This window comes from Pseudoalteromonas sp. Ps84H-4 (genome assembly GCF_024124645.1).
Lineage (GTDB): Bacteria > Pseudomonadota > Gammaproteobacteria > Enterobacterales > Alteromonadaceae > Pseudoalteromonas > Pseudoalteromonas lipolytica_C.
Map to the genome: position 1 here is coordinate 19,657 of NZ_JAMXSK010000024.1, position 13,890 is coordinate 33,546.

The window sequence follows — 13,890 nt, forward strand, 5'->3', positions numbered from 1 at the left end:
TACTTCTAAAAATTATTGAATCGAAACAAAGCCGTTTTCTAATTTGTATTGCTCACCTGTGTGCTTACATTTCGCAATAGCATTCCCTTCAAGTGGTAAATCTAACTGCTCACCATACTTGCTTATCCAGCCTATTTGTTTAGCAGGTACACCCACCATTAACGCGTAAGGCTTTACATTTTTATTAATAACAGCGCCAGCACCAACGAGAGAGTATTCACCTATTGTCACCCCACACACTATTGTGCAATTAGCGCCGAGTGTTGCACCTTGCTTAACAAGCGTATCGCGATACTCTGTTTTACGTTCTATAAATGAGCGCGGGTTATAAACATTAGTGAACACCATGCTAGGGCCACAAAACACATCATCTTCTAAATGTACATTATCGTATACCGACACGTTATTTTGTATTTTAACGTTATTACCAATAGTGACCTTATTACCGATAAATACATTTTGCCCGAGTGAGCAGCCCTCACCAATTTCAGCACCACCGCATATATGAACAAAGTGCCAAACACGTGTGTTTTCACCAATTTTTGCGCCATCATCTACAATGGCACTATCGTGTACATGATAATTCATGGCTAAAGCACCTTTGAAAGTAAGGGATGCGCTTTGTCACTCGCAACTGCAATTGGCATTTCACGGATTTTTTCGACAGTTTCAATTGCCACACGATTCTCATCAACACCAAAGCCGTTACCTGCTAAAATATTTTGGTAACTTTGTGTATGCAGATCAGTGAAACCACCCGAAAACTCAAGCTCTTCTGTGTTACTGCCGTCATTTATGGTAATACTACGGTAAGTTAGTTTTTCACCCTTTACAGCGTTTTCAGGTAAGTTATTTGCGTCAATTGACAAAAACCATTTAACGCGCGCACGCTCGTATTCGAGGTAACCGCTAGAGGTCTTTTCATCTCTAAAATGAACTTCGTTATGCTTAAGATCGCCAAAAATAAAATGCAGCATATCGTAAAAGTGCACACCAATATTGGTCGCTACGCCACCTGACTTATGGTCAAAGCCTTTCCAAGACTTCATGTACCACTTACCACGTGATGTCATATATGTTAAATCTACATCAAACACAGTGCCTACAGGTGCAGCAGCAACTTTTTCTTTTAAGGCGATAATTGATGGGTGTAAGCGTAATTGCAAAATAGAATTCACTTTAGCACCGTATTTTTGTTCGTATTCTTTTAAAATATCCATATCTTCAGAATGAAGAACCAATGGTTTTTCACATATGACATCAATACCATTTTTTAATGCGTACTTCATATGTGGTGCGTGTAAGTAATTAGGACTACATATAGAAATGTAATCTATTTTATTTCCTTGCATTGCTTGGTCTTCAACGTACGCGGTAAAGTCTTCAAACTCAGTAAAAAACTCCGCTTCTGGAAAGTGGCTATCCATAATACCCACAGAATCGTTAATATCCATTGCAACCAATAAGTTATGTCCAGTTTCTTTAATTGCTTTTAAGTGACGTGGTGCGATATAACCTGAGGCACCAATAAGGGCAAAGTTTTTCATAATAGTTAAATCCTTTATAGTCTGATATCAGCTTCATGTGGTTTTAGAACGTGCTTAACATCATATAAAACATGATTTTCTTTACCTAATGCACGTAAGTTTGCTTCGCCCATTTCTTTTAACTCAGAGTGATCAACAGCTAATACAACACCATCATATTTGCCTTTTTCTAGCTTAGAAATTAGCTCCACACCATACTCATGCTTCACCTCAACCGGGTTTGCCCAGCCATCATATACATCTACCGACATATTAAAGTCTTGAAGCTCTCTAACAATATCAATAATTTTTGTGTTACGAACATCTGGGCAATCACCTTTAAAGGTAAAGCCTAAAATAAGAACCTTAGCTTCATCAATATGAATTTTCCTGCTGGCTAGCTTTTTAACTAATTGGGTCGCAACATACTCACCCATACCATCATTTATTCGGCGGCCAGCTAAAATAACCTCGGGGCGGTAACCTACCTCTTGTGCTTTGTAAGTAAGGTAATAAGGATCAACACTAATACAGTGCCCACCGACTAGCCCTGGCTTAAATTTCAAGAAGTTCCACTTAGTTCCTGCTGCATTTAACACTTCTTCCGTATCAATACCTAAACGGTTAAAGATTTTTGCAAACTCATTAATTATTGCAATATTCAAATCACGCTGTGTATTCTCAACTACCTTTGCAGCTTCAGCAACCTTAAGAGAGCTTGCTAAATGTGTTCCAGCTGTGATGATGGAACCATAAAGACTATTAACAAACTCGCCAATTTCCGGGGTAGACCCTGAGGTAATTTTCATTATTTTAGTCAACGTATTTACTTTATCACCTGGGTTGATACGCTCAGGTGAATAACCAGCAAAAAAATCTTCATTAAATTTCAAACCAGATACTTTTTCGATAATTGGTAAACACACTTCCTCTGTCGCGCCCGGGTAAACAGTCGATTCATAAATAACAACATCGCCTTTTTTAACAAACTCACCTAATAATTCAGAAGCTTTACGAAGTGGTGTTAAATCAGGCGCATTACTGTCATCGATAGGGGTTGGTACTGTAACAATGTATACATTACATTCGGCTAAATCACTTTTATTAGATGAATAACTAAGATTAACAACACTTGCAAGCTCATTATCGCTAACTTCAAGAGTAACATCATGTCCATTTTTTAATTGTGTAACACGCCCTTGATTTATATCGAAGCCTAATGTTGGATATCTTTTGCCAAACTCAACTGCAAGTGGTAGGCCTACATAACCTAAACCAATTATGCCAATCTTTAAATCCTTTAATGAATGTTGCATTTAAATACTCTCTTATATTTAATAAAACTAGGGCTGTGAGCTAACTACAAAACTTTTGTTAAAGTGGACGATAACTAATTTATGCTTACCGAACCAATCTATTTCTAAATCAATTACATTTATTTCAAAGCAATAAAATCTACACCAAACAAGTCACTAATTCCCAGACTTATATTCATAGTTATAATACCCATAATACCCATATGCATTGCTCGCTTTTTTTAATATGCCATTAAATACAACGCCTTTAACATCTATGCCATTCTGTTCAAAACGGTTACGGGTAAGTTCAATTTCGCGTACATGGTTTTGACCAAAACGTGTAACAAGTAGTGTACTGCCAGCGTGAGCGCTTACTATTGCAGGGTCTGTTACTGCTAAAATAGGCGGTGTATCTATAATTATTAAGTCGTAATGCTCTTTAATGGTGTCTACTAGCTTTGAAAAGCGCTCATGCATTAAAAGCTCAGATGGATTTGGCGGCACTTGGCCACGGGTAATTAAATGCAGGTTTGGTACTTTAGTTTGTTTAATTACATTTTTAAGCTCTAAACGGCCCGATAAAAAATCACTTAAGCCGTTTTCCCACTTTTCGTTAAAGGCTTTTTGTAAATAGCCCTTACGCATATCAGCATCAATTATCAGTACCTTTTTATCACTTTGCGCTAATACGGTTGCTAGGTTAACCGATATAAATGACTTACCTACACCTGGGCTTGGGCCCGATATTGCAATAACGTTGTTTTTTGCCTCCATCATCGCAAAATGTAGGCTGGTACGTAGGCTACGGAGTGCCTCAATTGCTAAGTCAGCAGGGTTTTCAACCGCCAATATAGTATTAGCCTGGGTGGCTTTTCGGTTTTTTAGCTTACCAAACGATACTAACTGATCTTGGTGATATGAATACGGTACACTTGCATAAACAGGTAGGCCCATTGCCTCAATTTCGCTAGGGTCTTCAATGCCTTTATGTAGCGCTTTTTGCACTAATACAATAGCCACCGCAAGCATGCCACCTAGCATAGTAGCTATAACCACTATTAGCGCTTTTTTAGGCTTAACCGGTTTTGATGTATTCACCTCTGCATGGTCAATAATACGTACGTTACCTACTGTACCGGCACGCACAATATCAAGCTCTTGAGTTTTAGCCAGTAGCATAGTGTAAATTTGGTTACTTACCTCAACATCGCGGGTTAAACGTAATAACTCTTGCTGGGTAGATGGTAAATTAGTTACTTCGCTTGTTAGGTCATCTTTTTGTTTTTGTACCGCTTTAATTTGCTCAAGTATGCCTTGGTAAGCAGGGTGGCCTTTTTTAAATTTACGGCTAAGCTCTAAGCGTTGTAATTCTAGCTCTTGTAATTTAGTTTCTAGCTGCACAATTTGATCAAGCACGCCTTGTGTTTCTAGGGTAATGTTTACTGATTGCTGTTTAATTTGGTAATCGTTAAAGCGCTTTTCAGCATACTCTAGCTGTTTTTTAACCTCAGGTAATTGTACTTCTAAAAACTCAAGTGACTTTTGCGCCTCTGCGCTGTTGCGCTCTACATTACGGCGCACATAAATACCTGCAACCTGCTCAAGCACTTTTTCAGCATAACTAAAATCAGTATCTTGTAAGGTTAAGTTAATAATCCCCGAGTCTTTACCCTTTTCGCTAGCACCAATCGCTGCCTGCAAATCTAATATTGTATTTAGGCGGTCTCGCTTAGTAATAATAAACTCGGTACCAGGGCGGGCATTTAAACTACGTACCGTTAGCTCAATAACACCATTAGAAAGCTCTTGCCCTACTTGCCCAGTTAATACCGTTTCGCCTTCTTCGTTTAACAATGCCAATTGGTTATTTTGTTGTGCTACAACGACAAACTCAGTACCAATATTAAAGCTAGGTACATCAAACCTAAATACATCAATGCTCTCACCGCCCCATGCATACGAGCTTGCACCAAAACTCGGCTCTGCCAGCTCACCTGGTGAGCTTGGTTTAAAGCTTCGGTATGCGCGGTTACCTATTAATGGGAATAGTTTAGGCTTAACTACCGTATCTAGGTTTAATTTGTCGACTGCTTCACCAATAACAGAGCGCGATTTTAACAGCTCTATTTCAGTTACTGCGGCCGAGGTACTTTCGAACATGCCGCTCATGTCATCGAAGCCCGGCACCGTGGCGCTATTGTCTTCTACCTGTATCATGGCAGTAGCTTGATAAACAGGCGCTGCATATAAAGCATAAATTACACCCAACACCATAAACACGCCGGTAATGGCCATAATAAAAAATTTACGGTCGAGTAAAGCACCCAGTAGCGCCATTAAATCAATTTCTTGCGACTCTTGCTGGCTAGTTTGTGTTGTTCGGTTACTATTATTTAGCGTTGAAGGCTGAGCATTCATTAATGCAGTTTCCTTATAAATACTTTTGCCAAGCGCTACAAGCGCTGTCGATTAGCTCATAAACATGGGTAAATGCTTCTAAGCTCTGACGATATGGGTCGGGGATCTCGGTGTCGTTCAGCCATTTGCCTAACAGAAACGTTTTACCTCTTGCTTGAGGGTAACGTGCGCATAAGTCAGTTAAATGACGCTGTTCCATCACTAAAATAACGCTGTTGTGCTGTACTAATGCTGAATTTATTTGTTGGCCGCGGTGCTCTGACATGTTAATACCATGCTGCTCAGCAATTTGCTGAGCAGTGGCATCGGCTGGTTTTCCTTCTAATGCGGTTAAACCAGCCGAAGTAACAGTAATCCCTTTGTTTTGTAACTTACTTTTAAGTACATACTCTGCAGTTGGGCTACGGCAAATATTGCCAGCACACACTACTAATACTGAGTCAAACATACTTATCCTTAGTTTGTATTGGCTACATCGTTAATTGAATCAACAGTAGCAATAGACGGTAACAATAAGCTTATTACGCGGTTCCAGCGTGCAAGCGGTGCAGAAGTTACATACACAATATCGTGCGGCTTTAACTCAAACTGCTCTGCTAATACGAGGGCTGCTACATTTTTAGCGTGTAATTGATATACGTCTGCAATTACGCCATCTTTGGCTAAGTCGCGCTTACGTAATACAAAAATACCATTTGCATCGGCAGTGGCTTCTCTAATACCACCGGTATCACTTAACGCTTGTGCTAGGTTTAAGCCATAGCGGTCAATATCTACGGTGCCAGCTTTGATTACATCGCCCAAAACGTACACTTGGTGTTTGTCGTTACGGCTAACATGCACAATATCGCCATGTTTTAATAAACGGTTTTGCGAAATATCACCGTGGCTATAAAAGTCATCTAGGCGGATTATTTCTGTTTTATTGCCCGACGTGTAGGTTACTTCACGCCAATCAGCACGAGCAGTAATACCACCAGCGTTGTTTAATACGTCTATAATTGTAAGTGGGATTTCTGTAATTGGGTAAACACCTGGGTTTTCTACTTCGCCCGTTACATAGGTTTTTTGGCTTCTAAAGCCTACTATTTTTATATCAACTTGCGGGTTTTCAATAACACGACTTAAGCGCTTTACAAGGTCTTCGCGCACTTCGGCAACAGTGCGTCCAGCTGCTGGAATTTGAGGGGCATATGCATAGGTTATTGTGCCATCTTCTGCTACACGAAAACCATCAAACTCGGCTGTACGTTGTACAGCTGCAGGAATAGTTAACTCAGGATGGTCCCATACACCAATGGTTAATACATCACCCACCCCTAAACGGTATTGATAATCAGAGGTGTCAATGCCTTTTCGGTTTGTTGTATTAACCTTTTTAACTTCGCGTTTTTGGATATTTATTAAAGAAGAATCAATAACTTGAATATTGACTTTTTCGAGGTCTTTTTCTAAATTTTCTACTTGAGCGCCTGAATCAATACCTTCGTAATGACTACCCGGTATGATTGTACACGCACTTACAGAGAGGAGAGATAAAGTTGCTACAAGGAGTTTAAATTTGAACGCCATTCTTCTTCCTAAAAGATTATTATATAAGTTTACACTTACTTATTTTAAAGCTGATCAATTAAAGCATGACGGCTTGTTATACGCAAGTTAACAAGGCCTTGAATCAAGGCTAAACACATCTATTTATATACAAAAGCATGACAGTACTATTCACTTGAAAAATGCAGCTAAGGCAGCTTTTTAAGCACTTTAGTAGTAAAGCTTTTACAATTTCTATGGAGTTCTTTTAAGAAGTAATTAAAGTCGAAGACATAACTGACTTGATTATTCGTAATTTAGCAACTTTGCATTACTATCCATTTACATTGGAACATCCTTAAGTAGGGCGCATTATACAGGCAAGTCTGCATATTTCAAGCTTGGGGTTGTTTCTAAAAGCGGTTTAAATAAAAGAGTACTAGAAAATGCTTGTAAGCATAAATAGTTATGCTCACAAGCAAGCCTTGTCTTACATTGGAAATAGCTAAGCTCTTAACCTATTGTAGGCAGGTGTAGGTTATTTAATTAGTAAATAGCCCTTCAATAATTCGCTCGCATGCTTTTCCATCGCCATAAGGGTTATGTGCAAAGCTCATTTCTTTATATGTTTCTTTATTTTCAATCAGCTCACTCACCGCGTTTATAATTTTATCGGTGTCTGTGCCTACTAACTTAACGGTACCTGCAGCTACTGCTTCTGGGCGTTCTGTGGTATCACGCATTACTAACACAGGCTTACCTAAACTTGGCGCTTCTTCTTGTACGCCACCTGAGTCTGTTAAAATTAAATACGCTTGATTCATTAAAAATACAAAAGGTAAGTAGTCTTGCGGATCTATAAGCTTTACATTGCTTTTATCTGCCAGCAAGCGTTTAACCGGTTCTTGTACATTCGGGTTTAAGTGCACAGGATATACAAAGTTATAGTCAGGGTATTTTGAGGCCAACGACGAAATTGATTGGCAAATTCGCTCAAACCCACCACCAAAGCTTTCGCGACGATGACCTGTGATGAGTACATAAGGTTTATCTAAAATTTCAGCGAACTTGTCGGTTAGCTGCTGCTGTACATCGTCTTTTGGCAATACGTTATTTTTAACTTGCAGTAATGCATCTATTACCGTGTTACCCGTTACAAAAATAGCGTTTTTTGATACGTGTTCACGTAATAAGTTATCTGCAGACGCTTGCGTAGGGGCAAAATGTTTTGCTGTTAATACGCCCGTTAATGTGCGGTTTGCTTCTTCTGGCCATGGGCTATACAAATTACCTGTACGTAAACCTGCTTCTACGTGCCCTACTTTAATTTGCTTGTAAAAAGCGGCCATTGATGCTGCAAATGTAGTGGTTGTATCACCATGAACAAGCACCCAATCTGGTTTAAACTCATCAAGCACATCACGTAAACCGAGTAAAATTTTACTGGTGATGTCGTATAGGTCTTGGCCTGCTTTCATTATGTTTAAATCATAATCAGGCGTAATTTGAAAAAGGTCCAATACTTGGTCAAGCATTTCTCGGTGTTGCGCTGTTACACACACTTTTGCTTCAATTCTTGCATCATTTTCAAGCGCAAGAACTAGCGGCGCCATTTTAATTGCTTCGGGGCGGGTACCAAATACTGTTAATACTTTCATTGTTTTCCTTAAGATCGATTCAAAAGTTGCGATCGGTTTAAGAGACTAAATTATTACTGCTTGCCTTTTGTTTGTGCTTGAACGTGTCATCTAACTTTTTACTGCAAAAACTCCAGCATTCTACTATGGAATAATGTTAATATAAAACGATCTGTTTATGGTTCTGTGTTTTGATATTTACAGTTGATACAGATACCATAAGCGTAGAAAAATAATTGATTAATATGGGCATGCAGTATAGTGGAAGAGAAAAATGTAATAGTATCAATATACCTTCCCACTAAGAACCGTTTGCCATTATTAAAGCGAGCAGTTGAATCTGTTTTAAATCAAACCTTTACTAACTTTGAGCTAATAATAGTTAATGATGGTTCTACTGACAGTGCGCAAACAAAAAGCTGGTTAGACGAATTAAGTAGCATTGAACCTCGTGTGCGAGTAATTCATCAACAAACAAGCATTGGGGCGTGTGCAGCCAGAAATAAAGCGATTAATATAGCTGAAGGTAAATACATTACAGGCCTTGATGACGACGATGAGTTTTTACCTCACCGGTTAGAGTCGCTTGTTAGTAACTATGATCCAAACTACGCCTTTTTATCCCATGGCGTGTTATGGTTTTATGGCAAAAAAGGTAAAGTGATTGATGCTGGCGGAGGTGAAATCTCGCTCGCTAAAATCTTGAGTTATAACTATGCAACAAACCAAGTTTTTACTGAAACTTACAAACTTAAATTGATAAAAGGTTTTGATACTTCTTTCAAAGCTTGCCAGGATTACGACACATGGACGCGACTAATAAAGCAATTTGGCCCTGCAAAAATGTTAAAAGGTTATTCTTACATACAGCATCAAGGCCACGAAGAAACCCGTATCACAACTGTTAAAAATAAAGTGACTGGTTACAACCAGTATATTAAAAAGCATCATCAAGACATGTCACGCTGTAACAAAGAAAACCTCTCTTTTTTGATTTTGGTAGCACAAAAGAAACGCTACCCTTTAAGTTTATTTGTTAAACAGCTTTTTTGTGGCCTTCAGGTAAAGAAAATGCGTTATTTTTTATCCAGCAATTTACCTATTCTTGCTCATTTTCGTAACAGGCTTTTAAAATGAGAAACCCTTTAATATATATCGTCGGTACGCATTCAACAGAAACAAAAGGCGGTATAAGTACAGTTTTAAAAGCTTTTGAAGAAGCTTTTTTAAAGTTAGGGCAACCTTTCGAACGGATCAATACTCACAACGATAGTAAAGGCACCATACTTTATTTTGTTAATGCTTGGTTTAAGCTTATTTTTAGTTCACTAAAAAATATTAAGCGCCGCCGGATTTATTGGCTTCATTGTGGCCCATGGTTTTCAATGACTCGTAAGTTTATTGTAGCACTTACTGTAAAAGCACTTGGCGGCGAAGTGATTATTCACTTTCACTCACCTACTCTATACCAATATACTAACAGCAAGTTTGGTATGTGGGCGCTTAAGGTTTTTCTTTTACCTGCCAATAAAGTAGTAGTTGTTACTCCTTGGTGGAAAACTCTATTAGAAGAAAAAGGGCTTGTAAAAGACACTCTTGTTGTTGCTAACCCTTTAGCTTATAAGCTTTTTGAACATGCACACGAACCGGCTCCTCAAAAGCGATTTGATAAAAACAATGTAACTCTTGTATCAATGGCTCGTTTCATAGAAGGGAAAGGGCTTGATTTAGTTATTAAAACACTGCCAGATTTACCTAATGTAAAACTAAAGGTGATTGGCGATGGACCACTTAAGAACCAACTTGTTTCTCTGTCTGAAAACTTAGGGGTTGCTGACCGTGTTGAGTTTTTAGGTTGGCTGGCTGACTCAAATAAAACTAAGGCTTTACAGAGCGCTGATATTTTTTGTTTGCCTTCTATCTACGATTCTTTTGGTGTTGTATTTATTGAAGCGATGAGTTTGGGCTTACCTATTGTTGCTTTTAATAACGGTCCTGTTGCCGATATTGTTAAACCCCATGTTGGAATCACTATCGATACTCACAACAAAGAACATTTGTGCTCGGCGATTCAAACTATGGCAAACAATATTGAGCAATTTGATTCTGCCGGTAAAAAAGAGGTCATAGAAAACTATGATCCTACAAGACTAACCAAAGTCATCATTGACTACATTCTGAAGTAGCTACTTTTTATAAATAATAGAAATACTGGCAGGCCTTTATTATAATCGCCCCAATTAAATTACAACGGTGACTTTTTTGGAAAAAAAACCTGTAACGCTCATCATTTATGGAAGTGGTGGTCACAAAGAACAAATGAAAAGGCTTTTGGCCTTAATGAAAACGCATGCTGAATTCGATTTTGTATCAATATCTGATACAAAAGATAATTTTAATTCTCTAAAACACTTTGAGTGTAATGAGCCTAGAGATAAATTTAGCAAGTGGAAAGCCCCATTTCAGTTGCTAAAGAATGCTTTTACAACATCAAAGCAATGCATACAAATCACTCGTAATTACAAGGTAACTGGGCTTGTTTCTACAGGGCCAGGAATGGTTATTTTGCCCGCTTTAATATTTAAGCTATTAGGTAAAAAAGTCATCTTTTTAGAATCGTGGTCGCGCTTCTATAGCCGTTCTTTAACTGGAAAAGTGATGTATCGCATTGCCGATACTTTCTTTGTACAAAACGAAGACTTACTCGCGCTTTACCCTAACGCAATCTATTCAGGCCGTTTATGAAAATATTTGCAACCGTCGGTAGTACCCGCTACGACTCGCTATTTTTTGAAATAGAAAAAGCGTTGACTGATGAAGATGATGCTATTTTTCAAATTGCTGATGGCGAATATAAAAACCCATCAGTGACAACGATCGAGTTTGTCAGTGATATTCATAAATATTATGAACAAGCTGACTTAGTAATTACTCATGCTGGTGCAGGAAGCGTTTATAACTTACTGGAAATGGGTAAAAAAATAATTGTAGTTCAAAACACCGAACGCCTTGATCCTCATCAGCAAGATTTAGTGCGCTTTGTTGACACTAACGGCTATGGCCTTGGCTGTTATAACCCTTGTGAAGTGATAGATAAAATTAAACAAGCTAAAACTTTTACACCTACTCCATATAAAAAATGCGAGTTTACAAAAGCAAAGCAAATTTGTGAAAGCTTAAAGTTACTTTAAGCTTTCACAAACGATTAAAACCTATGCCATTATGCTGCATTTACAGCCATTTCCTTTAGAGTGCGCTTTTCTACAACAGTCCAATACCAATTATTAAAAGCTGACTGAACAATTATTTGAATAATTATTGGTAATATGAAGTGCTGATACCCTAGTTCAAACAGTGCAATGGTTGCTAATAAAGTGATACACCCCGAAAGCACGATAGCTTTTGAGAATGGCACATGGTTATTAGCCGCAATAAAGTTCATTGAAATCTGTCTATTAACATCTAATAAGATCATTAAACTAAAAAATAGTAATGATGGTAGCTCTGGTAAACTTGTTTCTGAACCAATCAACTTTAGTAAAAGTGGTCCAATAATACTAATGCCTATACACCCCAACACAACCATTAACATTGATACTAGCCTAACACGACCCTGTAAGCGTTTAACTGTTTGATAGCTCTTCTCTTGCATAGCACGGTTTAAAGAAGGCGTAACAACGGTCATATACAATAAACTTACGGCACTTAATATGGTGAATAGGTTTAATGCCAATGAATATGTTGCCGAGTCTGATGCACTGAAATAGTAAGCAATAATTAATATTGATATTTTAGTAAGCATAAAGTTACCTAACGATACTATGCCTATACGGCTAGCATTAGGTAAAGTTTTAAACAGTGTTGGTTTTACTTTATCAAAGTTAACTGATTGGTACCCTTGCAGCATCTTATATTTATTGATTTCATACTTAGAAGCTACAAAGTAAACAAATGCGGATACAACCCTTGCTACTGAAATTGCTATTAAGGTGTAACCATTTAAGATCATCGAAATGGCCACAATAAAAAATGCAATATTATTGTAGCTTGTTACTTTATAAATGCTGGCAACGTTGTTAGTTCCAAAAAAAAGTGCATTGTACAAAAGGCAAAATATATTAATAACAACCGCAGCACTATAAAGTAACCACTCATATTGAATATTTAAACCTGAGTTAGATGCCACGGTTTCTAGATAGAAGAAATACGCAATCGCTAATATGAGTGTGGTTAATACAGCAATAATTAAAAAGATGAACTTTGCGCTGTCAATAACCGTAGAGAAAAGAGCATAGTTGATATTTGACTTGTCAAACTCACCGCTAACGCCTTGCTTTTCTAGTGTTTGCGCACCACATAGCACATAGTTCATTTGGCGTGAAAAGGTACTACTTAAGCCAAAGTCAAAAACAACAATTAGCCCATAGAAGGCAACAAAAATCATCCAAAGAGAAAACTCTGCTTCAGTAAAATTTGCTAAAGCAAATGGCATAATAATTAAGCTACTCGCTAGGCTAGAAAAGCGAGAGAAGTACCCCCAAAACAGTGCCATTAACTGCCCTTCATTAATTTATCTTTCACGTACATAACGCTTCCGACAGGCGCACCTATAAACCAATTCAACAAGAAAAACTTGGGTATCTTACAGTATTCAACTAACGCTTTTACTACCCCGTCGCGGTGGCATAAATAACGCATATAATTACCGTAAAACTTTAGCTTATTCTTGCCCGATGGCAGCTTTATTAAGTTGATATTTTCGAGGATTAGCTTAAACCGTAAACACATGCCTTTAGGATTTCTCATCGCTAGCTTATCATAGCTATTGGTTAAGCCATCTGCTTGATACTCAATAATTTTAAAAGCTGAATTTGTGCAATAATACTTTTTATCTGCATCAAACGCTGTTGTTATTACAGCTTCGGGCATAAATTTTTCGTCACTGTATACAGGGAAAGCTTTGCCCTTCAATAAAGATGTTCTGATGAAATCACAACGATCCCCTTTCATATTATATTTATATGCATTCTCTAAGATCGTCGATTCCATAGGGTCTTTAGGAAACTCTTGCGCGCTAGGCTTTTGCGTAGCTAAATCAATACACAAACCTACAATCCCAGCAAACTTCTCTTGTTTACCGATCTGTTTCCATATTTTATTAGCTTCTTTAAGCGCGTTTGGAGCCAACAAGTCATCAGAGTCAAGAATTAATGTAAGTTCACCTTTGGCCTCTTTAAAGAACACATTCATACATGAATGCTTCCCCTGGTTTTCTTTTCTGATATATCGATAATCTAAAAGCCCCTCAGACTCAACTTCTTTTATGAAGCTTTGAATATCATCAATACTGCCGTCATCGACAATGAGCCATTCAAACGAAATTCCCTCTGAACAGCTCGATTTTAGGCTCTCATATAACCTTGGTAATAGATGGGCTCTGTTGTATACAGGTGTACAAATTGAAAAATCTAAAGACATGGT

Annotated in this window: 13 protein-coding genes; 4 read left to right on the forward strand and 9 right to left on the reverse strand. The window is 38.0% G+C overall.

Translation table 11 applies throughout. The features are described 5' to 3' along the window. Positions 1–12: 12 nt before the first annotated feature. The 7 genes from NH454_RS18195 to wecB all read right to left on the reverse strand — a co-directional run bounded on the left by NH454_RS18195 (position 13) and on the right by wecB (position 8,430). Positions 13–588, reverse strand: a complete 576-nt coding sequence (locus NH454_RS18195) for an acyltransferase (protein WP_253039881.1) — start codon at positions 586–588, stop codon at positions 13–15. Between the two features lie 2 nt (positions 589–590). Then, a complete protein-coding gene (locus NH454_RS18200; RefSeq protein ID WP_253039882.1) occupies positions 591–1,547 on the reverse strand; it encodes a Gfo/Idh/MocA family oxidoreductase in 957 nt (318 codons plus the stop codon). Between the two features lie 14 nt (positions 1,548–1,561). Beyond that, on the reverse strand, positions 1,562–2,842 hold the full coding sequence (locus NH454_RS18205) for a nucleotide sugar dehydrogenase (RefSeq protein ID WP_253039884.1): 1,281 nt from the start codon (positions 2,840–2,842) through the stop codon (positions 1,562–1,564). Positions 2,843–2,998: 156 nt separating this feature from the next. Continuing rightward, positions 2,999–5,242, reverse strand: coding sequence for a polysaccharide biosynthesis tyrosine autokinase (locus tag NH454_RS18210; RefSeq protein WP_253039886.1), 2,244 nt, complete (start codon positions 5,240–5,242; stop codon positions 2,999–3,001). 13 nt (positions 5,243–5,255) lie between these two features. Beyond that, positions 5,256–5,690: a low molecular weight protein-tyrosine-phosphatase gene (locus tag NH454_RS18215; RefSeq protein ID WP_253039888.1), complete on the reverse strand. Its 435-nt coding sequence runs from the start codon at positions 5,688–5,690 to the stop codon at positions 5,256–5,258. A gap of 8 nt (positions 5,691–5,698) precedes the next feature. Further along, on the reverse strand, positions 5,699–6,814 hold the full coding sequence (locus NH454_RS18220; protein WP_253039890.1) for a polysaccharide export protein: 1,116 nt from the start codon (positions 6,812–6,814) through the stop codon (positions 5,699–5,701). Between the two features lie 500 nt (positions 6,815–7,314). After that, positions 7,315–8,430, reverse strand: a complete 1,116-nt coding sequence (gene wecB, locus NH454_RS18225) for a UDP-N-acetylglucosamine 2-epimerase (non-hydrolyzing) (protein WP_253039892.1) — start codon at positions 8,428–8,430, stop codon at positions 7,315–7,317. Between the two features lie 240 nt (positions 8,431–8,670). Between wecB and NH454_RS18230 the strand changes: the two genes are divergently transcribed. The 4 genes from NH454_RS18230 (at position 8,671) to pssE (ending at position 11,600) form a co-directional block, all read left to right on the forward strand. After that, positions 8,671–9,546 carry a glycosyltransferase gene (locus NH454_RS18230; RefSeq protein ID WP_276605827.1) on the forward strand — a complete coding sequence of 292 codons (876 nt, stop codon included), beginning with the start codon at positions 8,671–8,673 and terminating at the stop codon, positions 9,544–9,546. Next, the gene (locus NH454_RS18235) at positions 9,543–10,595 is read left to right on the forward strand and encodes a glycosyltransferase family 4 protein (RefSeq protein WP_135923359.1); all 1,053 of its coding nucleotides are present in this window, start codon (positions 9,543–9,545) and stop codon (positions 10,593–10,595) included. The genes NH454_RS18230 and NH454_RS18235 overlap by 4 nt, the downstream gene beginning before the upstream one ends. Before the next feature lie 76 nt (positions 10,596–10,671). After that, positions 10,672–11,154: a PssD/Cps14F family polysaccharide biosynthesis glycosyltransferase gene (gene pssD, locus NH454_RS18240; RefSeq protein WP_205994291.1), complete on the forward strand. Its 483-nt coding sequence runs from the start codon at positions 10,672–10,674 to the stop codon at positions 11,152–11,154. Then, positions 11,151–11,600, forward strand: coding sequence for a PssE/Cps14G family polysaccharide biosynthesis glycosyltransferase (pssE, locus tag NH454_RS18245; RefSeq protein WP_135923358.1), 450 nt, complete (start codon positions 11,151–11,153; stop codon positions 11,598–11,600). Before pssD ends, pssE begins: the two co-directional genes overlap by 4 nt. A gap of 29 nt (positions 11,601–11,629) precedes the next feature. Here the strand turns inward: pssE and wzx are convergent, their stop codons facing one another. Together wzx and NH454_RS18255 are read right to left on the reverse strand one after the other, a co-directional pair. After that, positions 11,630–12,961 carry an O-unit flippase-like protein gene (wzx, locus tag NH454_RS18250; RefSeq protein ID WP_253039894.1) on the reverse strand — a complete coding sequence of 444 codons (1,332 nt, stop codon included), beginning with the start codon at positions 12,959–12,961 and terminating at the stop codon, positions 11,630–11,632. Next, positions 12,961–13,887: a glycosyltransferase family 2 protein gene (locus NH454_RS18255; RefSeq protein WP_253039896.1), complete on the reverse strand. Its 927-nt coding sequence runs from the start codon at positions 13,885–13,887 to the stop codon at positions 12,961–12,963. The genes wzx and NH454_RS18255 overlap by 1 nt, the downstream gene beginning before the upstream one ends. Between the last annotated feature and the right edge of the window lie 3 nt (positions 13,888–13,890).

Coding starts and splice junctions, on each gene's coding strand:
- NH454_RS18195 (WP_253039881.1), bottom strand. CDS start 588: ATGAATTATCATGTACACGATAGTGCCATTGTAGATGATGGCGCAAAA.
- NH454_RS18200 (WP_253039882.1), bottom strand. CDS start 1,547: ATGAAAAACTTTGCCCTTATTGGTGCCTCAGGTTATATCGCACCACGT.
- NH454_RS18205 (WP_253039884.1), bottom strand. CDS start 2,842: ATGCAACATTCATTAAAGGATTTAAAGATTGGCATAATTGGTTTAGGT.
- NH454_RS18210 (WP_253039886.1), bottom strand. CDS start 5,242: ATGAATGCTCAGCCTTCAACGCTAAATAATAGTAACCGAACAACACAA.
- NH454_RS18215 (WP_253039888.1), bottom strand. CDS start 5,690: ATGTTTGACTCAGTATTAGTAGTGTGTGCTGGCAATATTTGCCGTAGC.
- NH454_RS18220 (WP_253039890.1), bottom strand. CDS start 6,814: ATGGCGTTCAAATTTAAACTCCTTGTAGCAACTTTATCTCTCCTCTCT.
- wecB (WP_253039892.1), bottom strand. CDS start 8,430: ATGAAAGTATTAACAGTATTTGGTACCCGCCCCGAAGCAATTAAAATG.
- NH454_RS18235 (WP_135923359.1), top strand. CDS start 9,543: ATGAGAAACCCTTTAATATATATCGTCGGTACGCATTCAACAGAAACA.
- pssE (WP_135923358.1), top strand. CDS start 11,151: ATGAAAATATTTGCAACCGTCGGTAGTACCCGCTACGACTCGCTATTT.
- wzx (WP_253039894.1), bottom strand. CDS start 12,961: ATGGCACTGTTTTGGGGGTACTTCTCTCGCTTTTCTAGCCTAGCGAGT.
- NH454_RS18255 (WP_253039896.1), bottom strand. CDS start 13,887: ATGTCTTTAGATTTTTCAATTTGTACACCTGTATACAACAGAGCCCAT.